The sequence below is a fragment of the Bradyrhizobium oropedii genome, assembly GCF_020889685.1.
GTDB classification, from domain to species: Bacteria; Pseudomonadota; Alphaproteobacteria; order Rhizobiales; family Xanthobacteraceae; genus Bradyrhizobium; species Bradyrhizobium oropedii.
Map to the genome: position 1 here is coordinate 1 of NZ_JACMYO010000125.1, position 25,956 is coordinate 25,956.

General features: G+C 63.1%; 22 protein-coding genes and 4 pseudogenes. 7 read left to right on the top strand and 19 right to left on the bottom strand.

Annotation, left to right across the window (positions count from 1 at the left end; genetic code table 11):
• Positions 1 to 870: 870 nt before the first annotated feature.
• Both H8A95_RS28770 and H8A95_RS28775 read right to left on the bottom strand, forming a co-directional pair.
• The gene (locus H8A95_RS28770) at positions 871 to 1,320 is read right to left on the bottom strand and encodes a hypothetical protein (protein ID WP_229186280.1); all 450 of its coding nucleotides are present in this window, start codon (positions 1,318 to 1,320) and stop codon (positions 871 to 873) included.
• Positions 1,321 to 2,425: 1,105 nt separating this feature from the next.
• A complete protein-coding gene (locus H8A95_RS28775) occupies positions 2,426 to 3,679 on the bottom strand; it encodes an adenylate/guanylate cyclase domain-containing protein (RefSeq protein WP_229186281.1) in 1,254 nt (417 codons plus the stop codon).
• A 172-nt stretch (positions 3,680 to 3,851) separates the two neighbouring features.
• Here H8A95_RS28775 and H8A95_RS28780 point away from each other — a divergent pair, with 172 nt between their 5' ends.
• Positions 3,852 to 4,043 (top strand): hypothetical protein, encoded by a 192-nt coding sequence (locus H8A95_RS28780; RefSeq protein WP_229186282.1) that lies wholly within the window; start codon positions 3,852 to 3,854, stop codon positions 4,041 to 4,043.
• Positions 4,044 to 4,078: 35 nt separating this feature from the next.
• Here the strand turns inward: H8A95_RS28780 and H8A95_RS28785 are convergent.
• The 12 genes and pseudogenes from H8A95_RS28785 to rpoZ all read right to left on the bottom strand — a co-directional run.
• A pseudogene (locus H8A95_RS28785) lies at positions 4,079 to 4,525 on the bottom strand (N-acyl homoserine lactonase family protein); the annotation flags it as partial.
• 9 nt (positions 4,526 to 4,534) lie between these two features.
• The gene (locus tag H8A95_RS28790; RefSeq protein ID WP_229186283.1) at positions 4,535 to 5,503 is read right to left on the bottom strand and encodes a cation diffusion facilitator family transporter; all 969 of its coding nucleotides are present in this window, start codon (positions 5,501 to 5,503) and stop codon (positions 4,535 to 4,537) included.
• 225 nt (positions 5,504 to 5,728) lie between these two features.
• The gene (gene parC, locus H8A95_RS28795) at positions 5,729 to 7,984 is read right to left on the bottom strand and encodes a DNA topoisomerase IV subunit A (protein WP_229186284.1); all 2,256 of its coding nucleotides are present in this window, start codon (positions 7,982 to 7,984) and stop codon (positions 5,729 to 5,731) included.
• Between the two features lie 164 nt (positions 7,985 to 8,148).
• A complete protein-coding gene (gene recO / locus H8A95_RS28800; RefSeq protein WP_229186285.1) occupies positions 8,149 to 8,898 on the bottom strand; it encodes a DNA repair protein RecO in 750 nt (249 codons plus the stop codon).
• A gap of 138 nt (positions 8,899 to 9,036) precedes the next feature.
• Positions 9,037 to 9,417, bottom strand: coding sequence for a hypothetical protein (locus H8A95_RS28805; RefSeq protein WP_229186295.1), 381 nt, complete (start codon positions 9,415 to 9,417; stop codon positions 9,037 to 9,039).
• A gap of 32 nt (positions 9,418 to 9,449) precedes the next feature.
• The gene (gene era / locus H8A95_RS28810) at positions 9,450 to 10,373 is read right to left on the bottom strand and encodes a GTPase Era (RefSeq protein ID WP_229186286.1); all 924 of its coding nucleotides are present in this window, start codon (positions 10,371 to 10,373) and stop codon (positions 9,450 to 9,452) included.
• On the bottom strand, positions 10,366 to 11,187 hold the full coding sequence (rnc, locus tag H8A95_RS28815; RefSeq protein WP_163149745.1) for a ribonuclease III: 822 nt from the start codon (positions 11,185 to 11,187) through the stop codon (positions 10,366 to 10,368). The genes era and rnc overlap by 8 nt, the downstream gene beginning before the upstream one ends.
• A complete protein-coding gene (gene lepB / locus H8A95_RS28820; protein WP_229186287.1) occupies positions 11,184 to 11,945 on the bottom strand; it encodes a signal peptidase I in 762 nt (253 codons plus the stop codon). The genes rnc and lepB overlap by 4 nt, the downstream gene beginning before the upstream one ends.
• A 284-nt stretch (positions 11,946 to 12,229) precedes the next feature.
• Entirely contained in the window at positions 12,230 to 12,646 is a 417-nt protein-coding gene (acpS, locus tag H8A95_RS28825) for a holo-ACP synthase (RefSeq protein ID WP_076857949.1), read from the bottom strand.
• Positions 12,643 to 13,416 (bottom strand): pyridoxine 5'-phosphate synthase, encoded by a 774-nt coding sequence (locus H8A95_RS28830; RefSeq protein ID WP_229186288.1) that lies wholly within the window; start codon positions 13,414 to 13,416, stop codon positions 12,643 to 12,645. Before H8A95_RS28830 ends, acpS begins: the two co-directional genes overlap by 4 nt.
• A 165-nt stretch (positions 13,417 to 13,581) precedes the next feature.
• Positions 13,582 to 15,873 (bottom strand): RelA/SpoT family protein, encoded by a 2,292-nt coding sequence (locus tag H8A95_RS28835; protein ID WP_229186289.1) that lies wholly within the window; start codon positions 15,871 to 15,873, stop codon positions 13,582 to 13,584.
• 219 nt (positions 15,874 to 16,092) lie between these two features.
• Positions 16,093 to 16,485, bottom strand: coding sequence for a DNA-directed RNA polymerase subunit omega (gene rpoZ / locus H8A95_RS28840; protein WP_016844003.1), 393 nt, complete (start codon positions 16,483 to 16,485; stop codon positions 16,093 to 16,095).
• Positions 16,486 to 16,845: 360 nt separating this feature from the next.
• Between rpoZ and H8A95_RS28845 the strand changes: the two genes are divergently transcribed.
• The 5 genes and pseudogenes from H8A95_RS28845 to H8A95_RS28865 all read left to right on the top strand — a co-directional run.
• Positions 16,846 to 17,487 carry a LabA-like NYN domain-containing protein gene (locus tag H8A95_RS28845; protein WP_229186290.1) on the top strand — a complete coding sequence of 214 codons (642 nt, stop codon included), beginning with the start codon at positions 16,846 to 16,848 and terminating at the stop codon, positions 17,485 to 17,487.
• Positions 17,468 to 18,127: a uracil-DNA glycosylase gene (locus H8A95_RS28850; protein WP_229186291.1), complete on the top strand. Its 660-nt coding sequence runs from the start codon at positions 17,468 to 17,470 to the stop codon at positions 18,125 to 18,127. The genes H8A95_RS28845 and H8A95_RS28850 overlap by 20 nt, the downstream gene beginning before the upstream one ends.
• A gap of 388 nt (positions 18,128 to 18,515) precedes the next feature.
• A complete protein-coding gene (locus H8A95_RS28855; RefSeq protein ID WP_229186292.1) occupies positions 18,516 to 19,466 on the top strand; it encodes an oxygenase MpaB family protein in 951 nt (316 codons plus the stop codon).
• Positions 19,467 to 19,694: 228 nt separating this feature from the next.
• The gene (locus tag H8A95_RS28860) at positions 19,695 to 20,144 is read left to right on the top strand and encodes an Hsp20 family protein (protein WP_229186293.1); all 450 of its coding nucleotides are present in this window, start codon (positions 19,695 to 19,697) and stop codon (positions 20,142 to 20,144) included.
• A 177-nt stretch (positions 20,145 to 20,321) separates the two neighbouring features.
• Positions 20,322 to 20,678 (top strand): annotated as a pseudogene (locus tag H8A95_RS28865) (Hsp20/alpha crystallin family protein); the annotation flags it as partial.
• 557 nt (positions 20,679 to 21,235) lie between these two features.
• Here the strand turns inward: H8A95_RS28865 and H8A95_RS28870 are convergent.
• The 5 genes and pseudogenes from H8A95_RS28870 to dapA all read right to left on the bottom strand — a co-directional run.
• Positions 21,236 to 21,403, bottom strand: a pseudogene (locus tag H8A95_RS28870) (ATP-dependent DNA ligase); the annotation flags it as partial.
• A 152-nt stretch (positions 21,404 to 21,555) separates the two neighbouring features.
• On the bottom strand, positions 21,556 to 22,137 hold the full coding sequence (locus tag H8A95_RS28875; RefSeq protein WP_163149760.1) for a peroxiredoxin: 582 nt from the start codon (positions 22,135 to 22,137) through the stop codon (positions 21,556 to 21,558).
• A gap of 48 nt (positions 22,138 to 22,185) precedes the next feature.
• Positions 22,186 to 22,659: an SsrA-binding protein SmpB gene (gene smpB / locus H8A95_RS28880; RefSeq protein WP_163149763.1), complete on the bottom strand. Its 474-nt coding sequence runs from the start codon at positions 22,657 to 22,659 to the stop codon at positions 22,186 to 22,188.
• A 1-nt stretch (position 22,660) separates the two neighbouring features.
• Positions 22,661 to 23,077 carry a large conductance mechanosensitive channel protein MscL gene (gene mscL / locus H8A95_RS28885; protein WP_229186296.1) on the bottom strand — a complete coding sequence of 139 codons (417 nt, stop codon included), beginning with the start codon at positions 23,075 to 23,077 and terminating at the stop codon, positions 22,661 to 22,663.
• A 59-nt stretch (positions 23,078 to 23,136) separates the two neighbouring features.
• On the bottom strand, positions 23,137 to 24,027 hold the full coding sequence (dapA, locus tag H8A95_RS28890) for a 4-hydroxy-tetrahydrodipicolinate synthase (protein ID WP_229186294.1): 891 nt from the start codon (positions 24,025 to 24,027) through the stop codon (positions 23,137 to 23,139).
• A gap of 331 nt (positions 24,028 to 24,358) precedes the next feature.
• Between dapA and H8A95_RS28895 the strand changes: the two are divergent.
• A pseudogene (locus H8A95_RS28895) lies at positions 24,359 to 25,956 on the top strand (lytic transglycosylase domain-containing protein); the annotation flags it as partial.

Genomic DNA, 25,956 nt, shown 5'->3' on the forward strand with positions numbered 1-25,956 from the left:
CGCGGCCGCGATCTTCGCCGCCCAGGCGCTGGTGATCCTGATGTCGCCCGCGGTGTCGCTGACGCGGCAGCCCGACATGGTCGGCGAGCCCGCGCGGTGTTGAACGGCCTCTGCCCCCGTCGTCATTGCGAGGAGCGAAGCGACGAAGCAATCCATTTCTCCACAAGCGGATCTGCGGCCGGTGTTAGCTAGCTCGACCTGCGCGAGAGCCTGTACGGGTAAAGACTGCACCACGCGAAGATTACACCGCAAATAAGCGATGCAATCATGACTGCTCCCCTGCCGTATCCCAAACTGACCATGACGAACACGACCGGCAGGAGAACGACGAACACCCCGGGGCGGAGTTTTGTGGATCGCCGAATGCGAGCGTCCATCAGTTGGCGCTGCGCCGGCGTGCCCGTCCGAGTCCACGACCCGATTGTCAGGCGGTTGCGCATAGCCGCGATTGCGAGAGCTATGGCGAAGAGCCGAGCGCTATCGGCAGACCGTAGCGGGGGCAATGCCAGGCAGGTACATCAGAAAGACGAACAGGATGAGCGAACCGACGAGCGGCGCGCCGATAAAGATGTTCCAGACAAGGGCCTGCATAGTGTCCTCCCGGGTTGCTGTTCTACCGCGTTCAACTGAAACGCCAGTAAACCCCGCAGCTAAAATTTTCCGAGACGTCGCGCCCTTAGTTGATCCGTAGCCGACGATTCCTCTGACCGTCCCGGAGGTCGGTTCACTGAGGTAGAGCGGACTTCGTTCAGTTCAATCGTCATCGACTGCTGGTGACCCGTAGCGGTCGAGGCCAGACAGACTACTGGGCAGGTAGCAAGCGAAAGACGCGAAGCCCACAGAGGCCATTCAATCCAAACTGTAACGAGGCTATTTAAAGTCCCGCCAAAGCCAAAAACTGACAAATACCGTTTCCCCACCAATTATCCGAAAATCCTGTCCAGCAAAACCGCCAATCGTTTCAAAGTGGCCTCCGACATAGTAGGTGCCCTTAGCGAACTCATCAAACTTCGCCTTGTCATTTAGAAAGCGCTGTCCGCATCGATCTTCGTCCCAGCCAATTTGGACAACGAAGATTTGTCCCTCGTTGAAACCTTTAAGCGCTTCGACAACGCGAACACGGATGCGCCCCGTAGCGGGCCAGCTATCATCGCGCGCCCAACTTGGTCGCGCGAGTTCTAGTGGTTGAACTCTAGCGACCTGCGGTTTGCTTTCCCATTTGGTCGGCAAGTTTGGGGACATAGGGACCCCCGATACTACACAGGCGGAAACCGGCCGAGCGACCAACAGTGTTGTCGCAATCACAGCAAGCAGTTTCATGCCCATAGCCTTAGTCCGACCTTGCCTACATGAAGCGTCAATATTGAGCCAGCCGTAGTCGATTAGACTACTATTTTCGAGCCCAGGTCGCGACAGTCTCCATTTTGCCCATCTGCGAAGTTAGGCCGCGCCCGACAGAGGTCCGCTCATCGCGCCAGAGCGGACCAGATTTGCTCAACCTGAGTTCTTCGCATTTTGACCCGAAGCGGAAGTCGCGCGAGCTTTCATTCAAAATTGAGCATTCTACGCAGAAACGGTTGCCGCACAGTATTTTGCAACCTAACCATGTTCAGTGTGGTACCCAATCAATGGCCAGTGGGCGATGTCTGCTGCCTTAACCCCGGTCCAATCTCATGAAACAAGAGCTTGTTTCATTAAGCCCTTCCATAGTCACACTGTCGCGGAGGGCCGTGGTCGGAGCGATGCTGTGCGTGCCCTTGGTTGCTTGCGGCGGTGAGACACAGCCTACGAACCAAGCGTCCTCCTCGCCGCCGGACGCTCGTGAGTCAGAGCCCGAGAACCAGCCACTCCCTGTTCCGGCCGATCAAGCCAATTTCCAACGTGTGTGGAGCGCATCTCGGATCAATAATCGCACTTATCACGGACCGGTATTGAACGAAATACCGAGGGATTTGAATAAGTGGACTGGCAAGCTGCTTGTCAGAAACATCGCTAACGACCAAGTCCAATTGATAGTAATCCGGATTGCGGACAACCTTGCAGTTGTCGGTTACGGCTACCAAGAGAGAGTTCTGCGTGCCTATGCAGGGAACTACGTCGAGTTTAGCGCAACACAGCTCGACAACTCGACCGTTTGGTATAACTCGGATGAATTGCAGGTCGCTGGAATTTGGGCTCTCGTGAAAGTGAAACTGAATAGGATCACGACGCCTCGGCTTGGTCACGGACCCGGGTGGTGACGACGCCACCGGACGCTAAGAATTGGTTGCGTACACCATATAAAGCGCCATCGCCCTAAGCCAGCAGCAGCAGGCAAGCCGATGTCGCCTTGTGGCCCTTCAGCGACCTCGGGAGACGTCCGCTTTCCCGCCGCTGTTAGGGGTTGAGCGGACATCAGGCGGCCAGCCGCTGAATGAGTACACGCCTAGCTCGCCAGATACCGCTCATACTTGCCAGCGACGACCTCGTCGGCGGCAACCGCCGGATCAAGCGTGTAAAGATCCTGCGCGTGGCTGATGCCGCGCAACACGAAACGGCCGGTGGAGACCAGATAGTTGCGGCCGGCAGCGTCGAGCCCGGTGCGGAAGTCGGTCGAGGTCAGCAATTCCCGATCGACCGAGGCGCACATCGAGGCGATCCGGCTGACCTCGTTGACGGCGGGCCCAACCACGGTGAAATCGAGCCGGTCTTCGCTGCCGATATTGCCGTAGAAGACCTCTCCGACATGGAGACCGACATAGGCCGTGGTGGTCGGCCGGCCCTCGTTCTCGCGACGATCGTTCAGCACGCGGATGTTGTGCCGGAATCTGTGCTCGGCCCGCAGTGCGCCCCGCTTGGCCACGGCCATGTTTTCGCTGGTGAACATCGCCAGCACGCCGTCGCCGATCAGCTTCAGCACCTCGCCGCCGGCATCGTGGATCGCATCGATCGAGGCCTGCGCGTAGTCGTTCAGGAACGGAATGATCTCGTCCGGGCCGATGCGCTCGCTGATCGCGGTCGAGCCGCGCACGTCGGAGTACCACAGCACGGCCTTGATCTTCTCGGTGATGCCACGCTGCATGCGCCCGCGCAGCACCTGCTCGGCCGTCTCGCGGCCGAGATAGACCCGGCCCAGCGTGCGGGCGATCTCGACCTGCGCGGCTGATTTGATCGCGAGCCCGAGCACCGGCACCAGGTCGCGCAGCGCCGCCATATGGTTCTCGTCGAAGCCGTCCGATCGGCGGGTGGTGTAGTAGGAATAGAAGCAGTCCATCTCGCCGATCGTGCCGGCCTCGCCGAAGCGATGCACGAACGCTGCGAAATGCTTGTGGCCCTTCTCGGCAAGGTCGCCGATCATCGAGAAATCGTGCGTCTCGGCGAGGTCGATCACCATCTCGTCATGGCCGTTTTCGAGCATGTGGTGGAACGCCGAGCGCCGCCAATTCTGGCCGGCCTCGCCGGTGCTGGTCGAGCCGTATTCGAAGATATCGGCCTCGTTGCTCTCGCCGTCGTTCCAGCGGAAACCGCGTCCCTCGAAGATCGGATGCAGGGTATCGATGAAAACGATCGCCCGTGACAGCGGCATGCCCGCAGCCCGGCAGCGCTCGCAGAAGCCGCGCAGCAGGTCGTTTTCCGGCAGGCCGGTCAGACCCTGGCGGACCAGCCAATTCATCAGGCGCAAACGGGGCGTCAGTTCCATCAATGGATTATGCCGGGCAATTGGTGCGGGAGGAAGGGCTGGTCGTCGCGTGACAGATGCGGACGCCAATCCGGCATTGCAAGGCCGCCCGCCTCACCATTTCGCGTGGAACGGCGCCGCCCGAGCCAGCGATTCCGCTTTCCTTTGCCCCGGCCTTCGCGCACAAGGGCGCATGGACAACGACACTGGCCAGCCGAACTCGATCCGACGCCTCGTGCGATGGGCGATCACCCCGCCACAGTCATACGGGGTCTATCTGGCCGCCCTCGCCCTGATGTTCACCCTGTCGTTCTACGCCGGCACGCTGAAACCGAAACACGAGCCCACCCCACCCGTCACCGCGCCCGCCGCCCCGCGCGGCTGATCAGGCTGGTCGAAGGCGCGCGGTCCCGAAGCAGCTCAATCGTAGAACTCCGGCGACAGCTTCAGCCCGTCGCGCTGGGACTTGTCGTGATTGATCCAGAGCTGCGCCTTTTCCTTGGTCAGCGTGTCGGCGATCTTCTGCATCGAGGCGACCGTCTGCTCCTTGCTGGCATTCAAGCTCGGCACGCGCCGATTGTCCCAATTGTCCCTGAAGTGAACGGCGTCGCCGGTCAGCACGACCGCGCCGGTCTTCGGCAGCTTCACCAGCAGCGACTGGTGGCCGGGCGTGTGGCCCGGTGTCGACAGGATGGTGACGCTGCCGTCGCCGAACACGTCGCGATCACCCTCGAGCTTGGTGACGGGATGCTCGGGCTTGAAGCGCGGCGCGTTGTTGGCGCCGGGCCATTCATACTCCGCCTTCTGCACATACAGCATCGCGGACGGGAACAGCTCGACATTGCCGACGTGATCGGGATGGGTATGCGGCGGCGGCTAGACCATTTCCGCCGGCGCCAACCGGCAGGTCTCGCTGCTGATCTCCACCTGCAGCGTTGCGTGGTGAATGCTGAACCGCTCCGAAAGCTCCGCGCAGACGCGATGCAGGAAAATATCATCATGCCCGCCAGGCCGAACCAGATGCGCGGTCAAGGCGGTCTCGCTGGTGCTCATCGCCCAGATGTGCAGATCGTGCACCTCGGTCACACCCTCGAGCGCGGCGAGATAGTCCCTCACCTGCTTGAGATCGATCCCCTTCGGCACGGCGTCGAGCGCGAGGTTGACGCTGTCGCGGGCAAGCTCCCAGCCGCTCAGCAGCACGACCACGGCGATGGCCAGGCTGATCGCCGGATCGAGCCACTGCCAGCCGGTCGCCATGATCAAGAGCGCGGCGATCACGACGCCGAACGAGACGCCGGCATCCGCCGCCATATGCAGATAGGCGCCGCGGACGTTGAGGTCGCTGTCGCGGCCGCGCATGAACAGCAGCGCCGTGCCGCCATTGATCAGGATGCCGAGCGCCGCGACCCAGACCACGGTCCAGCTCGCAACCTCGGCCGGCTCGCGGAAGCGGTTGATCGCCTCGACGGCGATGCCGCCGACCGCGATCAGCAGCAGCCCGGCATTGAACAACGCCGCCAGGATCGAGGCACGACGGTAGCCATAGGTGTGGGTATCGGTCGGGCGCCGGCCGGCGAGCCACGCCCCGCCCCAGGCCAAGAGCAGCGCGATGACGTCGGAGAGATTGTGAACGGCGTCGGAGATCAGCGCCAGCGAGTTGGCGGAGTAACCGAAGATCAGCTCCGCAATGACGAAGGCGGTGTTGAGCGACGCGCCGACCGCGAAGGCCGTGCCGAAGCTTGCGGGCGCATGGCTGTGCCCGGCATGGGAATGCCCGGCGTGGGAATGTCCGTGAGAATGACCGCTATGGTCATGATCGTGGTCGTGATCGTGATTGTGCGCCATGGCAACCGTCGCCCGAGATCGTCGGCGACGGTTATAGCGCGGCGAAATGTGGATACTATCACACCGCTGGTGACGAAGGCGCACGCAACCCGGATAGAGACCGTAGGGCGGATTAGCCCACCGGGTCCGCGCGAAGCGCGGCCCGATGACAGGCTCCGGCGTAATCCGCCACGCCACGGCAAGAACGGCGGGTTACGGCTGCGCCTAACCCGCCCTACGCATCAACTACTCCACGCCGCGATTGAACTTGTTCGACTTCGGCAGGCCATGGGCGAGCCGGCCGGCATCGGCGCGGTTGCCGCGCCAGTCGGCCAGTTCCTTGATGGTCATGCTGTGCTCGCGGCCGGCGGAGTCCTTCCAGGTCAGGCCGGTCTTGGCATCGAACACCGCGACGTCGGACAGCTCCGAGCTGGTGTATTTCTGCAGCCGCACGCCACGGCCGCGCGCCATCTCCGGCACCTGGTCGAGACCGAACAGCACCATCTTGTGGTTGGTGCCGATCACGGCGACGGTGTCGCCCATCACGGTCGTGATCGCGCGGGCCTCGTTCGGCATGTCGACATTGAGCACCTGCTTGCCCTTGCGGGTGTTGCCGACGCAGTCCTCTTCCTTGACGACGAAGCCCTGCCCCTCGCTGCTCGCGATCAGGAACTTGCGCTCGCCCTTGTTGACGAACAGCGAGATGATCGCCGCGTCCTGCTCGAGGTCGATGAACATGCGGATCGGCTCGCCATGGCCGCGGCCGCCCGGCAGCTTTGCGACGTCGAGCGAGTAGAACTTGCCGTTGGTGGCGAACAGCAGCAGCTTCGAGGTGGTCTCGGCAAAGAACGAGTGCTCGAGCTTGTCGTCGGTCTTGAAGGCAAGCCCCGAGAGATCCTCGACATGGCCCTTCAGCGTCCGCACCCAGCCCTTCTCGGAGATCACGACGGTGCACGGCTCGCGCTCGACCAGCGCCTCCTCGATCGCGGCGAGGTCGTGCTCGGGCGCATCGGCGAAGGTGGTGCGTCGCTTGCCGAGCGGCGTCTTCGGTCCGAAGATGTCGCGGACCTTGCGGACCTGATCGCCGACCTTGGCCCATTGCTCGGTCTCGGAGCCGAGCAGCCCCTCGATGCCCTTCAGCTCCTTGCGAAGCTCCTTGTCCTCGGTGCGGATCTCCATCTCCTCCAGGCGGCGCAGATTGCGCAGGCGCATGTTGAGGATGGCCTCGGCCTGGATCTCCGTGAGATTGAAGGTCTTGATCAGGACCGGCTTCGGCTCGTCCTCGGTGCGGATGATCTTGATCACCTTGTCGAGGTTCAGATAGGCGACGAGGTGGCCGCCCAGCACTTCCAGCCGGTGCTCGATCTGCGTCTTGCGGAAGTTGGAGCGGCGAACCAGCACGTCGCGGAGATGGTCGAGCCATTCACGCAGGCACTCGGCAAGGCCGACCACCTTCGGGATACGGCCCTTGATCAGCACGTTGAGGTTCAGTGAGATCTTGCTTTCCAGCTCGGTCAGCCGGAACAGCGACTCCATCATCAGTGCCGGATCGACGGTGCGCGATTTCGGCTCGATCACGAGGCGGACGTCCTCGGCCGACTCGTCGCGGACGTCGGCCACCAACGGCAGCTTCTTCTCGTTGATCAGTTCGGCGATCTTCTCGACGATCCGCGACTTCTGCACCAGCCACGGAATCTCGGTGACGACGACCACCCAGGTGCCGCGCGCGCCCTCCTCCTGGGTCCAGCGCGAGCGGGTGCGGAACGAGCCGCGCCCCGTGGTGTAGGCCTCGATGATCGCTTCCTTGGAATCGACGACGATGCCGCCGGTCGGGAAGTCCGGGCCCTTGACCCATTTCAGCAGCGCCTTCGACTTGGCGTCGGGCTTCTCGATCAGATGCAGCGCGGCGTCGCAGAGCTCGGCGGCGTTGTGCGGCGGGATCGAGGTGGCCATGCCGACCGCGATGCCCTGCGCGCCGTTGGCGAGCAGGTTCGGGAAGCCGCCTGGCAGCACCACCGGCTCTTTGGTCTGGCCGTCGTAATTGAGTCGAAACTCGACGCCGTCCTCGTCGATGCCGTCGAGCAGGAGCCGCGCGACCTCGGTCATGCGCGCTTCGGTGTAGCGGTAGGCGGCCGGATTATCGCCGTCGATATTGCCGAAATTGCCCTGGCCGTCGACCAGCGGGTAGCGCGAGGAGAAGTCCTGCGCCAGGCGCACCATCGCGTCATAGATCGCCTGGTCGCCGTGCGGATGGAACGAGCCCATCACGTCGCCGACGATCTTGGCGGACTTCTTGAATGCGGCGCGCGGGTCGAGCCCGAGCAGGTCCATGCCGTAAAGGATGCGCCGGTGCACCGGCTTCAGCCCGTCGCGGGCGTCCGGCAGCGCACGATGCATGATGGTCGAGAGCGCATAGGCGAGATAGCGCTCCTCGAGCGCATCACGCAGCGGCACCTCGTGAATTTCGGCCGGCTTTTCCGGCGGGGTCTGTCGCTTTCCCATGGGGAGGCGTTAAACCTTGGCGCTGAATCGGGCAAGCCGCGAATCGCGTCAAATGCACGCCGATTCACCTGATTCGCGCAATTATTGCGCAGTCCGGTTGGTCGTCTGCAAGGCGATTTCGTTCCGGTCTCTGCGCGCATGAGGGGCGCAAGAAGGTCAGCGCTTCACGTTTCCGCCAACCGGCTCCGGCGCTTCGTTACGGCGTTGATGAACCCGTCGCGGGCGTCGGAATGGCCCTGGCCGCGGGGCTCCAGCACATGGCGGAGCAGGAACAGGCCGGTGATCTGGAAACCGTCGCGCAGATCCTGCTCCGACCAGCTGTTGGCGCCGCCCTCGCCTTCGCGCAGGAACGCCGGCAACGGCAACAGCCGGTCACGCCACGGCTCGCCGGCCGCCCGGGACACGGCGCCGCCGGATTTCGGCGACACGTAGATCAGGTCGGTGGTCTCGCCGGTGGCCGCGCAGTTTTCCAGGTCAAGCCCGAAGCCAAGCTCAGTCAGCATCGCCAGCTCGAACCGGATCAGGTGCACGGCGGCAATGCCGGCGTCATCGAAATCGTCGAGCGTTCCCTGCAGCATCTCGTAGATGTCTTCGTGGGGATCGCGCTCCGGCAACAGCCGGGCCAGCGCCGCCAGATGCGTGACGCCATAGACGGCGTGCGACGAGGCCAGCAGCGTCGCTGCCCGCAGCCGCGTGCCTTCCAGCGCATACATCCCGAGATGCTCGTCGAGCCGCGCCCGCCACACCGCGGTGACGCTGTTGCCGGGCTGCAGCAGCGGCCGCATCCGCGAGCTGGCGCCGCCGCGCACCAAACCGAGATGACGGCCGTGCTCGCGCGTCAACAGCTCGACGATGGCGGAGGATTCGCCATGCCGCCGCACGCCCAGCACGATGCCTTCGTCGGTCCATTCCATGGCTGAAGTCTATCAGGATTCCGAGGCTGAACGCAGCGACATCGGCGCGTCATTCCGGGGCGATGCGAAGCATCGAACCCGGAATCTCGAGATTCCGGGTTCGCGTCTTTCGACGCGCCCCGGAATGACGTTGGGCCCCTACGCGTTGAACCAGCCCTGCGCGTCGCCGGTGAAGGAGTAATACAGCCCGGCCGCGGTCAGGATGCAGGACACGATCTCGATGGCGCTGTCGATCTCCAGACCCTTGTCGCCGATCAGCTGCACCAGCGAGATCACCGACAGCACCAGCATCGCGGCCAGCGCCCAGCGCGGCCAGTTCTTGCGGTGTCGCGCGGCGAGCCGGACGAAATACACCAGCAGCAGGATCATGCAGCCGGCCGTCAGGGTCTCGCCCATGATCACCTGATCGGTTCTGACATCGGTCGGCGTGCGGTCCTGGAACGCCACCGACAACGCATCGAGCGTCAGCGACAGATAAAGCAGCACTTCAAACCACAGCACGTTTCTGGGCACGTTCATCGCTCTGGGCACGCTCATCACAAACGCCGGCTCTATTCCTTGGGGAAATCCAGTCCCATTTCCTTGTAGCGGTCGGGATCGTCGCCCCAGTTCTCGCGCACCTTGACGAACAGGAACAGATGCACCGGCACGCCCATGATCTCGGCGATCTCGGCACGCGCCTGCGCGCCGATCGACTTGATGGTGGCGCCGCCCTTGCCGAGCACGATCTTGCGCTGGCTCTCGCGCTCGACAAAGATCGTCTGCTCGATGCGGATCGACTTGTCCTTGCGGTCGGTCCAGCTGTCGGTTTCGACCGTCGACTGGTACGGCAATTCCTGATGCAGATGGCTGTAGATCTTCTCGCGGGTGATCTCGGCCGCCAGATGCCGCATCGGCGCATCCGACATCTGGTCCTCGGGATAGAGGAACGGGCCCGCGGGCACCATTTTCGCCAGCGCCTTGCGCAGATCGTCGACGCCGTCGCCGGACAGCGCCGAAATCATGAACGTGTGCTCGAAGCGCATCCGCTCGTTGGCGGCCTGCGCCAGCGCCAAGAGCTTCTCGCGCTGCACGAGGTCGACCTTGTTCAGCACCAGAATCTTGGGATGCGCGACGGTTTCCAGCTTGGCCAGGATCGCGTTGGCCTCCTCGTCGATACCCGATTTCGCATCGAGCAGCACGCAGACGAGATCGGCATCGTGTGCGCCGCTCCAGGCGGTCGACACCATGGCGCGGTCGAGCCGGCGCCGTGGCGCGAAGATGCCGGGCGTGTCGACTAGGATGATCTGCGCGTTGTCCTCGATCACGATGCCGCGGATCAGCGCGCGCGTGGTCTGCACCTTGCGCGAAACGATGGTGACCTTGGAGCCCACCAGCGCGTTGACCAGCGTCGACTTGCCGACATTGGGCGCACCGATCAGCGCGACGAAGCCACAGCGCGTCGCGTCTCCCGGCTCTTTGATTTCGTCAGTCATGGGTACCGACGCCTTCGCGCTCGATCATCGCGGATGCTGCTGCCTTCTCTGCCGCACGCTTGTTGCCACCGACGCCCTCGGCGGAGACGAGGCCCGGCAGGTCGACCGCAACGCGGAATTGCGGATCGTGGTGCGGGCCGGTGCGTTCGACCTCGCGATAGACCGGCGTCGGCAATCCCTTGCCCTGCGCCCATTCCTGCAACACGGTCTTGGGATCGCGCAGCGGCCGGCGCAGCTTGTGCATCCGCTCGGTCCAGTTGCGCTCGACGAACTGGCGCGCGGCCTCGTAGCCGCCGTCGAGGAAGATCGCCCCGATCACCGCTTCGCAGATATCGCCGAGCACGGACTTGCGCAGCCGCGCGCCCTCGACCGCCTTGACCATGCCGAGCTTGATGTCCTCGAGCAATCCGAGCGCCTTGGCGACGTCGGCGCAGCTCTCCTTGCGCACGAGGTCGGCGAGCCGCTTCGACAATTCGCCCTCGTCGGCCTTCGGGAACGCCCGGAACAGCATGTCGGACACGATTAGCCCGAGCACGTGGTCGCCGAGGAATTCCAGCCGCTGGTAGCTGTCGGCGCGGTTGCGGGTGGCGGGCTTCAGCGCGGACACGTGGGTGAACGCGGTGGTCAGCAGTGCGGCATCGGAGAACGTGTACCCGATGCGCGCCTCGGTGCCCGCGATCGCGGCCTTCTCTTCGGCGGCCTTGGCCGCCTTGCTGCGACGTTTCTTCGGCGCGGCTGCGCTATCGGCGGCTGGCGTCTGGCTCGGCTCGCCGGTGGGCGCTTGATCGTTGATGGCTGCGGTGTCGTCGTTCATCGCACGATGGAGAATAGGCGGTTCCACCGCACGGCGAACGGCCAGCGCCAGATCATCCAGGCCTGCTCACCCTCGGCGATCGAGAAGAAGATCATCTGGGCTCGCCCGATGATGTTCTCGAACGGCACGTAGCCGACCTGCGACAGGAAGCGGCTGTCGGTGGAATTGTCGCGGTTGTCGCCCATCATGAAATAGTTGCCGGGCGGAACGGTGTAGACGATGGTGTTGTCCATATAGCTGTTGTCGGTGCAGTCCAGCGCCTCATAGCTGACGCCGTTCGGCAGCGTCTCCTTCCAGCGCTTGACGCGGGCGGTGGCATCCGCCGAGCCGCAGGGATCCTCGCCGACGAAATCGCTCAGCCGCTCCCGCTTGATCGGCTCATCGTTGATGTAGAGCAGCCCGTTCCTGACCTCGATGCGGTCGCCCGGCAGCCCGATGACACGCTTGATGTAGTCGGTGGAGTCATCCCGCGGCAGGCGAAACACCACGATGTCGCCGCGGTTCGGCTCCGAGCCGAAGATGCGGCCCGAGAAGATGTTCGGCGAGAACGGGATCGAATAGTGGCTGTAGCCGTAGGAATATTTCGAGACGAACAGATAGTCGCCGACCAGCAGTGTCGCCTTCATCGACCCCGAGGGGATGTTGAACGGCTGGAACAGGAAGGTGCGGATAACGAGCGCGATCAGAAGGGCATGGATGACGACGCGGATGGTCTCGCCCAAGCCGCTCTCAGATTTGGTCCCGGTGGTCACGCTCATTGCTTTCCCAATTCCCGTGGGCCTTGAAGTCCACGCGGTGGCAGAACGTTCTCTTCGCGCGAAGCGTTCGACCCTCGCGTGAGGAAAATGGCCTTGATTCTGATCTTGAGGGCAAATTCCGGTCTAAACCCGGAATCCGCGTCTCGCTCGATATACCCTGCGGCGTTTTAGACGGTTGTTCGCAGGGGCGCAATCAATCGCCTCCTCAAAACTTCGCAATTCATTGAAATCTCAGTGATTTTTTAGTTTGCTGAAGTTTTCTGGCAAGTTCCGGCGCCGGCCGCTCATCTGGCGGGGGCAACCGCCGAAATTATGACGAAGGCCTGCGCCAACGGCCAATCGTCCGTGATCGAGAGGTCGATCTGCGCCTGCATGCCCTCGGGCGTCAGTTCCTGGAGCCGGGCCAGCGCCCCACCGGTCAGCCGCATCGACGGCCGCCCCCCCGGCAGGTTCACGACGCCCATGTCCTTCCACCACACCCCCCGCCGGATACCGGTGCCGAGCGCCTTGGAGCAGGCTTCCTTGGCGGCGAAGCGCTTGGCGTAGGTTGCGACCACCATCTTCTCGTTGTTGGCACGGCGCATCGCCTTGGCGCGCTCGGCGTCGGTGAAGATGCGATCGAGGAATCGCTCGCCGTGGCGCTCGATCACCTTCGCAATCCGGGTGATGTCGATCAGGTCGGAGCCGATGCCGATGATCATGCGCTGACGGCACCTTGCGCCTTGGCGCGGCCGCGATCCATGGCCGCACGCATCTCGCGGACCGTCTCGCCGATGCCGACGAACAGCGCCTCGCCCATCATGAAATAGCCGATGTTCAGCTCGCGGATCTCGGGCAGCGCCGAAATCGTCTCCGCGGTCTCATAGTCGAGCCCATGGCCGGCGTGGACCTCGAGCCCGGCTGCCTGGGCGAGCTTGGCGCCGGCGACGATGCGCTGCCATTCGGCGTCCGCCTTGTCCTTGTGGCCGTCGACCACGGCGTCACACCAACCGCCGGTATGGATCTCGATCACCGGCGCCTTCAGCTTCGCGGCCATTTCGATCTGCCGCGGGTCCGCTGCAATGAACAGCGAGACCCGGATGCCGGCGTCGTTGAGCCGGGCGATGAACGGCGCCAGCGCATTGTGCTGGCCGACCACGTCGAGGCCGCCTTCGGTGGTGAGTTCCTGGCGCCGCTCGGGCACCAGGCATATGGCGTGCGGCTTGGTGGCAAGCGAAATCCGCAGCATGTCGTCGGTCGCCGCCATCTCGAAATTCAGCGGCTTGGATATCTCGGCCTTGAGCCGCGCCATGTCCTCGTCGCGGATGTGACGGCGATCCTCGCGCAGATGCGCGGTGATGCCGTCGGCGCCGGCCGCGATCGCGGCAAGTGCCAGCCGCACCGGGTCGGGCCGTGCCCCGCCCCGCGCATTGCGCAGGGTCGCGACATGATCGACGTTGATACCGAGACGCAGCGGAGCAACCTTTGACATTTCTCTGACCCGTAATTCTAACCCGTCATGCACGGGCATAGCCGTCCGAAGGACGGCGTCGCTTCCGCTCGCCATAGCCGTCCGGAGGACGGCGTCGCTTCCGCTCGCCATAGCCGTCCGGAGGACGGCGTCGCTTCCGCTCGCCTATGAGCCGTGCATCCATCTTCAGCCATTGACGCGCTCGACCCGTGCAACGACGGCCTTGGCGCGCAATTGCGCGATGATAGCGCTGAGATGCTTGAGGTCATAGACCTCAAGATCGATGGTCAGCTCCGTGAAATCAGGCGATTGGCGCGACATGTGGATGTTGTCGATGTTGCCGTCGTGCTCGGCGATCACGGTCGCGATCTGGGCGAGGCTGCCGGGCTCGTTGACATTGTGCACCAGGATGCGCGCCGGGAAGCGTTGCGGCATGGTCTCGTCGATGTCCCAGCGCACGTCGAGCCAGCGTTCCGGCTCCTCCTCGAAATCCTTCAGCGCCGGCGACTGGATCGGATAAATCGTGATCCCCTCGCCCGGCGTGACGATGCCGACGATCCGGTCGCCCGGCACCGCGCCGCCGTTCGGCGCGAACTTCACCGGCAGGTCGGAATTGATGCCGCGCACCGGGATCACCGAGGTGGCGCGCGCCGGATGCGGCGGGTTCTGCGTCTTCAGCTTGGCGGCGAGCCCCTTCTTGGCGCCGTAGCGCACCAGCCGCTCTTCCTTGTAGTCGGGATACATCGCGCGCGCGACGTCGGACGCCTTGATCTCGCCGCGTCCGACCGAGGCCATCACGTCCTCGATCGAGGTCCGCGCGAGCCGCGGCAATGCGCCCTTCAGCTTGTCGTCGGCATATTCGATCTTGGCGCGGGCAAACAGGCGGTCGACGATGCGGCGGCCGAGGCCGGCATACTGATCGCGCACCGCATCGCGGGTGGCACGGCGAATCGCGGCGCGCGCCTTGCCGGTGCGGGCGAGCGCTTCCCAGGCCGACGGCGGAGCCGACTGCGCCTTCGAGGTCAGCACCTCGACCTCGTCGCCGTTCTGCAACTCGGAGGACAGCGGCGCGAACTTGCCGTTGATCTTGCAGCCGACCGCGCTGTTGCCGACGGCGGTGTGCACGGCATAGGCGAAGTCGATCACGTTGGCATTGCGCGGCAGCGCGATCAGCTTGCCCTTCGGCGTGAAGCAGAACACCTGGTCGTGGAACAGCTCGAGCTTGGTATGCTCGAGGAATTCTTCCGGGTTAGCGCTCTCCGAGAGGATGCCGATGGTGTGGCGCAGCCAGGCGAAGGCGTTGGATTCATGCTTCAGCCGCTCGTTCGGCGAGCCCATGGCTTCCTTGTAGATAGCGTGCGCGGCGATACCGAACTCGGCGATCTCGTTCATCTCCTCGGTGCGGATCTGCAGCTCGACGCGCTGCTTCCCGGGCCCGATCACCGTGGTGTGGATCGACCGGTAATCGTTCTGCTTCGGGGTCGAGATATAGTCCTTGAAGCGGCCCGGCACGACCGGCCAGGTGGTGTGAACGATGCCGAGCGCGCGGTAGCAGGCCCCGACATCGTCGAGGATGACGCGGAAGCCGTAGATGTCGGACAGCTGCTCGAAGCCGACCGACTTGCGCTCCATCTTGGTCCAGATCGAAAATGGCTGCTTGCGGCGGCCGAACACCCGCGCGGTGATGCCGTTCTTCTGCAGGTTCTTGGAGAGCTGGGTTTCGATCTCGCCGATCAGGTTGCGGTTGCGCTCGGCCAGTGAATCGAGCCGCTGCTTGACCACGGCGTAGGCCTCGGGATCGAGCACGAAGAACGACAGGTCCTCCAGCTCCCCGCGCATCTCCTGCATACCCATGCGGCCGGCCAGCGGCGCATAGATATCCAGCGTCTCCTCGGCGATACGGCGGCGCGAGGCCGGCGGCACGAATTCCAGCGTGCGCATGTTGTGGAGGCGATCGGCGAGCTTGATCAGCAGCACGCGGACGTCGTCGGCGATCGCAAGCAGCAGCTTGCGCAAATTCTCGGCCTGCTTGGCCTCGCGCGACACCAGTTCCAGCCGCTTCAGCTTGGTCAGGCCCTCGACCAGCGCGCCGATCTCATGGCCGAACACATTGTCGATCTCGGCCCGCGTCGCCTCGGTGTCCTCGATCGTATCGTGCAGCAACGCCGCCACGATCGTGGCATCGTCGAGCTTGAGGTTGGTGAGGATCGCGGCGACCTCGAGCGGATGCGAGAAATAGGGATCGCCGGAAGCACGCGTCTGCGTGCCGTGCGCCTTCATGGCGTAGACGTAGGCGCGGTTGAGCAGGTCCTCGTTGGTGTCGGGGTTATAGGAACGGACGCGCTCGACTAAGTCATATTGTCGCATCATGCGCGCCCGCGGCTTGGCCGGCCTCCCTGCCGCGGACGAGGCCGGCGCCACCGCGACCGTTTCGGTTGCAGCCTGCATCTGGATGGAACTGCGGCGTCGATACGCCATGAACTCGTTGCCTCTCGCGCGGGACTGGAACGTCCCACCTACCTCAATCTAGTGCGCTTTCGAATGAAGCTGCACCCCGCGCGGGCCCTGGAACCATTCAATTTCCCGCGCCCGCATAGGACGCACCGTAACAGCAAAATTGTCAACAAAAGCAAAGGCCCGGAGCGATGTCCGGGCCTTTGGCAAATCTATTCGAAAATGGAGGGCTGAACGACGAGTTTACTCGTCTTCCTCGGGCTGCTCTTCCGGGGGCGCCAGGCCTTCGAGGCCCTTCAGCAGCTCTTCCTCGGTCATCCGCTCGACCGCAACCTCGGTGTCGTCGGCATCAACGCTGGCACCAGCGGAACCGATCAGCGGCACGGTGTCGGGCTCGGGCTCGTCGACCTCGACGAACTTCTGCAGGGAGTGCACGAGTTCCTCTTTCAGGTCTTCCGGCGAGATCGTCGAATCGGCAATCTCGCGCAGCGAGACGACCGGATTCTTGTCGTTGTCGCGATCAACCGTGAGTTGCGATCCCGAGGAGATCATCCGGGCGCGGTGCGCGGCCAACAGGACGAGGTCGAAGCGATTGTCGACCTTATCAATGCAATCTTCGACGGTGACGCGAGCCATCTCGAGGCGCTCCGTGGTAAAAGGGACCGAACATGTAGGTTATGAGGGTTAGTTATAGGGCTAGCCCCGGTTTCGCAAGGTAAAATTTGTGATTTGCCTTCCGAACAGGCTCTGATAACCCGGTCTGCCGGGGCCAGAAGGGCCGGAGCGTCTGACGACATGGCCAGGTTGCTGTCCCAGACAAGTAAATCTCTTCATTGCAATGTCGAAGGTCTAGGCTTTTTGCCCTCGCCTCACCATAATTCCGGTGGTGACTGTCGTGGGGAAAGATTCACTGAACTTTAGGCAGCAACGCCGGAAATTGCGCGCGGTCGTTTGCCGCCGCGCTAAGAACACTAACAACCACGCGAGAACACTTTGATGTCGTCACCTGTTTCCAACAAGATCGCGCTCTTCATCGACGGAGCCAATCTTTATGCAACCGCAAAGACGCTCGGCTTCGACATCGACTACAAGCGCCTCCTGAAGGAATTCCAGAGTCGCGGCACGCTGCTTCGCGCGTTCTACTACACGGCGATCATCGAGGATCAGGAGTATTCGTCGATCCGTCCGCTGATCGACTGGCTCGACTACAACGGCTACACCGTCGTCACCAAGGCGACCAAGGAATTCATCGACGCCAGCGGCCGCCGCAAGGTGAAGGGCAACATGGACATCGAGCTCGCGGTCGATGCCATGGAACTCGCCGAGCACATCGACCAGATGATTCTGTTTTCCGGCGATGGCGACTTCCGCTCGCTGGTCGAGGCCGTGCAGCGCCGCGGCGTTCGCGTCACCGTGATCTCCACCATTGCCAGCCAGCCGCCGATGATCGCCGACGAGTTGCGCCGCCAGGCCGACGTCTTCACCGACCTCGTCGAGCTGCAATCCAAGCTCGGCCGAGATCCGTCCGAACGTCCGGCCCCGCGCGAACCCCGCGAACCGCGTCACCACTCCCCGCAATTCCTGCAGCGCGCGACCACCATGGCCCCCCGGGGAGCCGATGACGAATTCGACGAGTAATCTCGTCGCCGCACCCACGCGCCCCGACAGCAACTGTCAGCTCTGTCCAAGGTTGGCCGACTTCCGCTCGGAAGCCCGCGCGAAAAAGCCGGACTGGTTCAACTCCCCCGTGGAATCGTTCGGCGATCCGAATGCGCGGCTGCTGATCGTCGGGCTCGCGCCGGGCATGCAGGGCGCCAACCGCACCGGCCGTCCCTTCACCGGCGACTACGCCGGTGATCTGCTCTACGCGACCTTGCTCGAATATGGCTTCGCCAGCGGCGTCTACCAGGCGCGGCCGGACGATGGCCTGAAGCTGGTCGACTGCCGGATCAGCAATGCGGTGCGCTGCGTGCCGCCGCAGAACAAGCCGCTGCCGGCCGAGATCAACACCTGCCGGCAATTCCTCCGCGCCACCATCGCCACGATGCCGAAGCTGCGCGCGATCGTGCTGCTCGGGCGAATCGCCCACGAATCGACCTTGAGGGCGTTGGAAATTCGATTGGCCGCAGCACCTTTTGTGCATGGTGCAGTGCATAGTGCGGGTAAATTCAAGCTCTACGACAGCTACCACTGCTCGCGCTACAACACGAACACGGGCGTGTTGACGACCGACATGTTCCGCAAGGTGTTCGCGACCGTCCGCAAGGAGCTGGGCTAGCGCCCTTTCCGCGGCTCCCGCAAGGACACCTCTTCAAGGCCGGGAACAGTGACCGTGTCGAATTCGCCGGCGCCAAACTTGGCATTGTAGCGGCCGACGACAAACGTCCGCTCTTCCGCGCTCTGAACCACAGCACTGCAGAGTGAGCCCGCTCGATCGCAACAATACGCTCTCGAGCGGGAGCATGAAAGGCGGCGGCAGCGGGGCAGTTTCTTCAGCAAACTGCGCCGCAGCAGCCGCTGCACCCGCCAGCCTTACCCGCATGGTGTACGACCAAATGTCAGGCTGCCGTATTCCGCTCGGTTAGCGATCATGCGACAATTTCGAGAGCACTTTGGCTTGCTGAATGACCGGTGGAATACCCCCGTCTGCTTCGGAAGGTGCGCATTTGGTCTCCGAAAGTGATCTGGAGCTTGCTCTTGATTTCGTCCGGGCTCGGGCCGCCGGTCCGGTCGAGGGCATTTTTGGTCCAGGCTCGATGACCTGGCGGATCGACCGAGAAGCCATCACCTTTTTGGGCGCCGGTCGAGCCTTGCTGCTTCAGCTGGCGCATCCCTGGGTCGCCGCCGCCGTGGCCGAGCACTCGCGCACCTTCGCGGATCCGATAGGTCGCTTCCATCGAACCTTTGACGTCGTGTTTACGATGGTGTTCGGCTCGCTCGATGCGGCCCTTACCGCCGCCCGGCACCTGCATCGCCGCCATACCATGATCGTTGGGCGCCTGCCCGACGCCATCGGACCGTTCGAGAGCGGCTCGCCCTACCGCGCCAATGAGGTCTCAGCGTTGCGCTGGGTTCACGCGACCCTCGTCGACACCGCCCTGGCCGTCCACGACCTGATCCTGCCTCCGTTCTCGGTCGAAGAGCGCGAGCGCTATTGGGCCGAAAGCCGGCTGTTTGCGGCATTGTTCGGGCTGACGTCGAGCGACTTGCCGGCGGATTGGGATTTATTCGCGGCCTACACCGCGGCGATGATGCAATCGGATACATTGTCCGTCAGCACCGCCGCGCGTGTGGTGGCCCGACAGATCTTCGCCGGTGAACGGCCATGGTTGCGGCCGCCGCGCTGGTATCAGACCCTGAGTGCCGAGCTGCTGCCGGACCGATTGCGCACCGGCTTCGGATTTGCCTTTAGCGAACGCGACAGGAAGGCTGCAGAGCGTGCCGTTGCGCGGATACGACGCATCTATCCCAAAATACCGACCCAGCTTCGCTACGTCGGCCCCTACCAGGAAGCTCAAGCGCGACTGCAGGGAACGCCGCAGCTGGGCTGGACAACGCAGTGCCTGAACAGGGCCTGGATAGGACGAGCCAGGTTGGATGACCACTGGAACAGGTGAAGCTGCCCCCGGGACAGCCGCGAAATGACCTGACCAAATTCCCAAGGGATTTTTTTTTGCGAACGCTCTTGAAACTGACCGCCGTTTTTCTAATTGGATTTTTGCCGCTTGCGGGCGGTGCCGAGCGCCAGGTTGGGCTCGGCTAAGCAAACAGGGCGCCGGACAGGTGTCTTGCACCGAACGTCTTGCGCTCCTTCGTATCCATCTTGCTCTCTAGAGGACTTGGCTATGAGGACATACGATTTCACTCCGCTCTGGCGTTCGAGCATTGGATTCGACCGCCTCTTCGATCTTCTCGACGAAACCCAGCATCGGTCCGAAGACAATTACCCGCCCTACAATATCGAGCGGCTCGGAGAGGACCGTTACCAGATCTCGGTGGCACTGGCCGGCTTCAACCAGGACGAGATTTCGGTGACGGCTGAGCAGAACGCACTGACCGTGGAAGGTCGCAAGGGCGACAAGGACCAGCACGAATACCTCTATCAGGGTATCTCGGCGCGTCCGTTCAAGCGACAGTTCAACCTTGCCGACTACGTGCAAATCAAGTCGGCGATAGTCGACAACGGTCTGCTGCGGATCGAGCTCGTGCGCGAAATCCCCGAGGCCATGAGGCCTCGGCGCATCACCATCGGAAGTGGCGCTCCTGCCGGACAAATCACGCAGAAGGCGGCCTGAGCCCGCTTCTTATTGGGCCAAAGCAGGCATGGACAGCAACCGTCCGTGCGCTGACCAGCTGCATGTCAAGTCAAGGAGGATATCATGGGTATTCGGGATATCGTTCCCTGGACCAAAGGGCAAAAACTCTCAACCGGACGAGAGGCGTTCGATCCGTTTCTCACGCTTCACCGCGAGATGAACCGTCTGTTCGATGACGCCTTCCGCGGCTTCGGCTCATTTGGTCGCATCAACACTCCGTTGATGGAGGGCCAGTTTAGCTGGCCGCGCCTGGAACTGAATGAGACCGATAAGGAGGTTACGGTTTCCGCCGAGCTTCCAGGTCTCAGCGAAAAGGATGTCCAGGTTGAAATCGCCAATGGCATCCTTTCAATCCGGGGTGAAAGGAAAGCCGAACGCAGCGACGATTCCAAGTTCGTCAGCGAGCGATACTACGGCTCTTTCGAGCGCCAGATTCCGCTTGATGGCGTCGAGGAAGATAAGGCGAAGGCCCACTTCAAGAACGGCGTCCTCACCGTGACGCTGCCGAGGTCCGCAGCCGGCATGCGCTGTTTGCGATTCCGAACGGCATGCTGCGACGAGGCGGCATCGGCCGTTGAAAGTATCCCGCGCGGAAGCTCGGTGGACTCGCGAAGCAAATGTCCGGCGATACCGAAGGCTGTTGGACACTCAACTGACTGACGCCGAACGCAACTTCATCAGGCGGCGTCTTGTCGAGGAATTGACGGGCCTGATCGCCTCCAGGAGCGAGCGTCGTCACACAAACTGAGCCCAGGAATCGCGCAGTGTACGATTACGAAACTGTGGAGGCAAGAAAAGATGGCAGCAGATCCGTTAGCTCAAGCGAAGATGGGTGTGGAGGCCCTTGCACTATGTATCGCAGGTGTCTTGTGCGAACGTGACCCATCGCTTTTGCCCGTATTCCAAGAAAGTGCGAGGACGCTTCATCGCATTCTCGATGATCGTGGAGATCATGACGCGGCAGCAATGATCGGCGCATTTGGTCGAGCACTAATGAAACGTCCTCCAATCCCCAATTGACAACAGTGGCTCGCCAGAAGCGTTCAAAGAACGCTCGACCTAGGCGCTCTCTCGCTGAACTGGATGGCGGTGCCGGCGATGAGCTTCTTCAGTACGGCCCTGCGCTCCTTCCGCGGCAACTTCCGGAGATCGCGGCCGTTTAGATAGAGCAGATCGAAAGCGACCAGCACGATCTTGTTCGAAGTACGGCGCAGCTCGTGCAGCACGGAGAAGTCGGTCATTTCGGAATAATAGAAAATATCCCTGAGTTGCCCGACGTGTCAAGTTGCCTGGTCGTACGCCGGCCGCCGCCGGCTACTTTGCATGGGGTTGTTTTCGATATTTCTGGCAGCGGCCCCTGCGACGGCGCCATAAATTCATATTGCTCCAGCTAGTCCCTCCGCGGATTGTGCTTCAGCCATTCCAGCACATCGCCGGCGTTCCGGTCGGGCGGAAACACCGGATAGAAAACGTGCGTGATGCGCGCATCGTCGATGATGAGCGCAAGCCGCTTGATCAGCGTCAGGCCCGCCACCGACATCGTCGGCAATCTCAGCGTGTGCGTCAGTTCCAGCGCTTCATCGGACAGCACCGGGAACGGCAGATGCAGCCGCGACGCCATCTCGGTTTGGTAGTCATTGCTTTGCGTCGACAGCCCGAACACCTGGGCAGCACCGGCGGCCTTCAGCTCGGCGAACAGATCGCGGAATGCGCAGGTCTGCGGCGTACAGCCGCGGGCGCCCGGGATCATGTCCCAATCGTCGACCAGCCCGATCTTACCGGGTTCGCCGGTTCGCGGATAGGCGAACACCACGGTGCGCCCCTCCAGCGCCGACAGCGCCACCGAGGTGTCGTCGGTGGCGCGCAGCCTGACCGGCGGGATCGTCATGCCGGTCAGATGCGCCGCGCCACCATCGTCCTTGGGCGCCGGGATCTTGCTCCAGTCGACTTCGGTGAGGCTGCTTTGGGTCATCGGACCATCTCCATCGACCGTCAGCGCGGTGACGGCGGCTCGAACAGGCTATCCCCGCGACCGCATCAGGCGGCCCTTCTCCCGACTCCAGTCCCGCTTCTTCTCGGTCTCGCGCTTGTCGTGCAGCTTCTTGCCCTTGGCGACTGCGAGCAGCAGCTTGGCACGGCCGCGCTCGTTGAAGTACAGCTTCAGCGGAATGAGCGTCATGCCCTCGCGGTCGACGGCGCCGAGCAGCTTGTTGATCTGCTTGCGATGCAGCAGCAGCTTCCGCGGCCGTTTCGGCTCATGGTTGAAGCGGTTGGCCTGCAGATATTCGGGGATATTGGCGTTGATCAGCCATATCTCGCCGTCCTTGGAATCCGCATAGGATTCCGCGATCGTGCTCTTGCCGCTGCGGATTGATTTCACCTCGGTGCCGGTCAGCGAAATGCCGGCCTCGATCGTGTCCTCGATTGCGTAGTTGAAGCGGGCCTTTCGGTTTTCGGCGACAACCTTGATCGGGCGTTCGTTCTTTTCGGCCACTTTAGCTCTTCTTGAGGAGGTCGCGGATTTCCGTCAGCAGCACGACTTCGTCAGACGGCTTCGGCGGCTCGGCGGGCTTGGCCTCATCCTTGCGCTTGAACTGGTTTATGGCACGAATGACCAGGAACAGAACGAAGGCGATGATCAGGAAGTTGAGTGTCAGCGTCAGGAAGTTACCCCAGGCCAGCACCGCGCCCTGCTTCTTGGCGTCGGCCAGGTTGCTTGCCGTCACCTTCGCAGAGAGCGGGCTGAAATAATTGGAGAAGTCGAGACCGCCCGTGATCGCGCCGATGATCGGCATGATGATGTCGCCAACCAGCGAGGTGACGATCGCGCCGAAGGCCGCACCGATGATGACGCCGACGGCGAGGTCGACGACATTGCCCTTCATGGCAAATTCGCGGAATTCCTTCAGCATGCCCATCCCCTTCTGTTCGACATTGCGCACGGCATTGTTCACGGCGAGACCGGTCCGGCTCAGTTGATCAGGCCGGCATGCACCATGGCGCTGCGGACGGCCTGGCGCGTGGATTCAGCGACCGGCACCATCGGCAGACGCAGCTTCTCGTCCAGCTTGCCGAGCAGCGACATCGCGTACTTCACCGGTGCCGGATTGCTCTCGATGAACAGGTTGGTGTGCAGCGGCATCAGCTTGTCGTGGATCTTCAGCGCAGTGCTGACGTCACCCTTCTGCCAGGCGGTCTGGAATTCCGAGCACAGCCGCGGCGCCACGTTCGAGGTCACCGAGATGCAGCCATGGCCGCCATGCGCCATGTAGCCGATGATGGTCGCGTCCTCGCCGGAGAGCTGGTTGAAGTCCTCGCCCATCGCGGCGCGCTGCTGCGAGACCCGCACCATGCTCGCGGTCGCATCCTTGACGCCGGCGATGTTCTTCAGCTCGAACAGCCGCTTCATGGTGTCGACCGACATGTCGATCACCGAGCGCGGCGGGATGTTGTAGATGATGATCGGAATGCCGATCGCATCGTTGATCGCCTTGAAGTGCTGATACATGCCTTCCTGGGTCGGCTTGTTGTAGTACGGCGTCACGACCAGCACGGCATTGGCCCCTGCCTTCTCCGCGTGCTCGGCGAGCTCGATCGCCTCCTTGGTCGAATTCGAGCCGGCGCCGGCGATCACCGGCACCCGGCCCTTGGCCTCCTCGATGCACCACTCGACCACCCGCTTGTGCTCGTCGTGGCTGAGCGTCGGGCTCTCACCCGTCGTGCCGACCGGCACCAGGCCGTGCGTGCCCTCGGCGATCTGCCAGTTCACGAGGCCGCGGAACGCCGCCTCATCCACCGAGCCGTTTTTGAAGGGCGTCACCAAGGCAGTGAATGATCCCCGGAATTTTGTCTTGGCTGCCATGGACTTCCTCCAAACGCTTCAGGCTAAAGGCTAGGTCGACGGACCCTTGTTGTGGTCGTGCTTCACGTCCGTGCAACCGGCACCCGGTTGATGCGAAACGCCATGAAAGGCAATTCATATCGGGTCTGACCGACAGGCGAAAGGGCCGTACCGTACCTATTCCCAACGGTAATCTGCGGCGTGCGAAACCGCTTCCAGCCGCGATTTTGCCGTTGTGCTGGCGCAAACAGCCGCACCGGCCGACTTCTTAGTATTTTGTCTACGTTTTCAATCAAATAAGAACCCATGGCCCAAACGACCAGATGATTCGGGGCCGCAGAGGACTTCTGTGATCCGTTCCTCCCGCGCAGGCACATTGCGATCGACGGCGCTGGCGACGAGCCTCGCGCTCGTTGTCGGCCTTGCCGCCATCACGGCCGATGCATGGGCCGCCGAGGATGTTCCGGCCGCCAAGCCGGCGACCCAGGACACGGCTTCCAAATCCAGTGCCGCGAAGCCTGCCGCGCCGAAGACTGCGGCTTCCAAGACTGCAGCTTCCAAGACCTCTGCTTCGAAGCCGGCAGCTACCAAGCCAGCCACGACCAAGAACAGCGAAGCCAAGAGCGGCGAAACCAAGCACAGCACTGGCAAGACTGACGGCGCCAAGGCTGCTGCTGCCAAGACCGAAGCTCACAAGGCAGCGGCTCCGAAAGCCACCGAATCCAAGAGCACCACGTCAAAGACCAACTCGTCAAAGACCAGCGCGTCCAAGACCACTGCGTCCAGGCCTGCCTCTCCGGCTGCAACGGGAACGGTCTCGAGCAGATCGGTGCCCGCCCCTGCGCTGGTTCCGGCGACCCGGCAGCATGCCGCACCCGCCGTGCGCAAGCCGGTGCTGCCTGCGGCCGTGGCCGCGACATCGTCGACGTCGCAGTCGGACAAGGAAGCGCTCGCAAGCGTCGTCGAGCTGCTGCGCAAGCGCAAGCCATCGGATGCCACCGAGGCCGAGGCCTCGATCTCCGATCCGGTCGCCCGCAAGCTTGCCGAATGGCTGATCCTGCGCAGCGAGGACAATGGTGCATCGGTCGAGCGCTACCGCGCCTTCCTCGACGCCAATCCGAGCTGGCCGTCGCAGATCTTCCTGCGCCGCCGCATCGAGGCCTCGCTATGGGACGACCATCGCGACGACTCCGCGGTCTGGGCCTGGTTCCAGAATGAATCGCCGGTGTCGGCCAAGGGCCGGCTCGCGCTCGCCAAGGTGATGATCGGACGCGGCGACCGCGGCAATGCCGAGCGGCTGGTGCGCGAGGCCTGGCGCAACGATCCGATGAGCGAGGACACCGAAACCACCGCGCTCGATCTGTTCGGCTCGTTCCTGACCGCCGGCGACCACAAGGCGCGCATGGACACCATGCTCTACGGCACCGACAACGAGGCGGCCGGCATCCGCGCGGCCAAGCGTCTCGGCTCCGGCTATGTGGCACTGGCGAAAGCGCGCATCGCGGCCAACCGCAAGGGCTCGAACCTGCGCGCGCTGCTCGAGGCGGTGCCGAGCGAACTCTCCGGCGACACCGGCTATTTGTTCGCCAGGATCCAGCTGCTCCGCCGCGAGGAGAAATTCGCTGAAGCCGCGCGGCTGATGCTGAGCGCGCCCAAGGACGCTTCGCGTCTCTTCAACGTCGACGAATGGTGGGTCGAGCGCCGGCTGCTGGCGCGCAAGATGATCGACGTCAACGAGTTCCGCACCGCCTATCTGATCGCGCGCGACGCTGCGCTGCCCGCTCGCGACATCTACAAGACCGAGCAGGAATTCACCTCGGGCTGGATCGCGCTGCGCTTTCTCAACGATCCCGCCCTTGCCTCCCAGCATTTCGCGCGGATCGGCGTCGGCAGCGCCAACCCGACCGCGCTCGCGCGTGCCGGCTATTGGCAGGGCCGCGCCGCGGAGGC

Coding starts and splice junctions, on each gene's coding strand:
- H8A95_RS28770 (WP_229186280.1), bottom strand. CDS start 1,320: ATGAAACTGCTTGCTGTGATTGCGACAACACTGTTGGTCGCTCGGCCG.
- H8A95_RS28775 (WP_229186281.1), bottom strand. CDS start 3,679: ATGGAACTGACGCCCCGTTTGCGCCTGATGAATTGGCTGGTCCGCCAG.
- H8A95_RS28780 (WP_229186282.1), top strand. CDS start 3,852: ATGGACAACGACACTGGCCAGCCGAACTCGATCCGACGCCTCGTGCGA.
- H8A95_RS28790 (WP_229186283.1), bottom strand. CDS start 5,503: ATGGCGCACAATCACGATCACGACCACGATCATGACCATAGCGGTCAT.
- parC (WP_229186284.1), bottom strand. CDS start 7,984: ATGGGAAAGCGACAGACCCCGCCGGAAAAGCCGGCCGAAATTCACGAG.
- recO (WP_229186285.1), bottom strand. CDS start 8,898: ATGGAATGGACCGACGAAGGCATCGTGCTGGGCGTGCGGCGGCATGGC.
- H8A95_RS28805 (WP_229186295.1), bottom strand. CDS start 9,417: ATGAACGTGCCCAGAAACGTGCTGTGGTTTGAAGTGCTGCTTTATCTG.
- era (WP_229186286.1), bottom strand. CDS start 10,373: ATGACTGACGAAATCAAAGAGCCGGGAGACGCGACGCGCTGTGGCTTC.
- rnc (WP_163149745.1), bottom strand. CDS start 11,187: ATGAACGACGACACCGCAGCCATCAACGATCAAGCGCCCACCGGCGAG.
- lepB (WP_229186287.1), bottom strand. CDS start 11,945: ATGAGCGTGACCACCGGGACCAAATCTGAGAGCGGCTTGGGCGAGACC.
- acpS (WP_076857949.1), bottom strand. CDS start 12,646: ATGATCATCGGCATCGGCTCCGACCTGATCGACATCACCCGGATTGCG.
- H8A95_RS28830 (WP_229186288.1), bottom strand. CDS start 13,416: ATGTCAAAGGTTGCTCCGCTGCGTCTCGGTATCAACGTCGATCATGTC.
- H8A95_RS28835 (WP_229186289.1), bottom strand. CDS start 15,873: ATGGCGTATCGACGCCGCAGTTCCATCCAGATGCAGGCTGCAACCGAA.
- rpoZ (WP_016844003.1), bottom strand. CDS start 16,485: ATGGCTCGCGTCACCGTCGAAGATTGCATTGATAAGGTCGACAATCGC.
- H8A95_RS28845 (WP_229186290.1), top strand. CDS start 16,846: ATGTCGTCACCTGTTTCCAACAAGATCGCGCTCTTCATCGACGGAGCC.
- H8A95_RS28850 (WP_229186291.1), top strand. CDS start 17,468: ATGACGAATTCGACGAGTAATCTCGTCGCCGCACCCACGCGCCCCGAC.
- H8A95_RS28860 (WP_229186293.1), top strand. CDS start 19,695: ATGAGGACATACGATTTCACTCCGCTCTGGCGTTCGAGCATTGGATTC.
- H8A95_RS28875 (WP_163149760.1), bottom strand. CDS start 22,137: ATGACCCAAAGCAGCCTCACCGAAGTCGACTGGAGCAAGATCCCGGCG.
- mscL (WP_229186296.1), bottom strand. CDS start 23,077: ATGCTGAAGGAATTCCGCGAATTTGCCATGAAGGGCAATGTCGTCGAC.
- dapA (WP_229186294.1), bottom strand. CDS start 24,027: ATGGCAGCCAAGACAAAATTCCGGGGATCATTCACTGCCTTGGTGACG.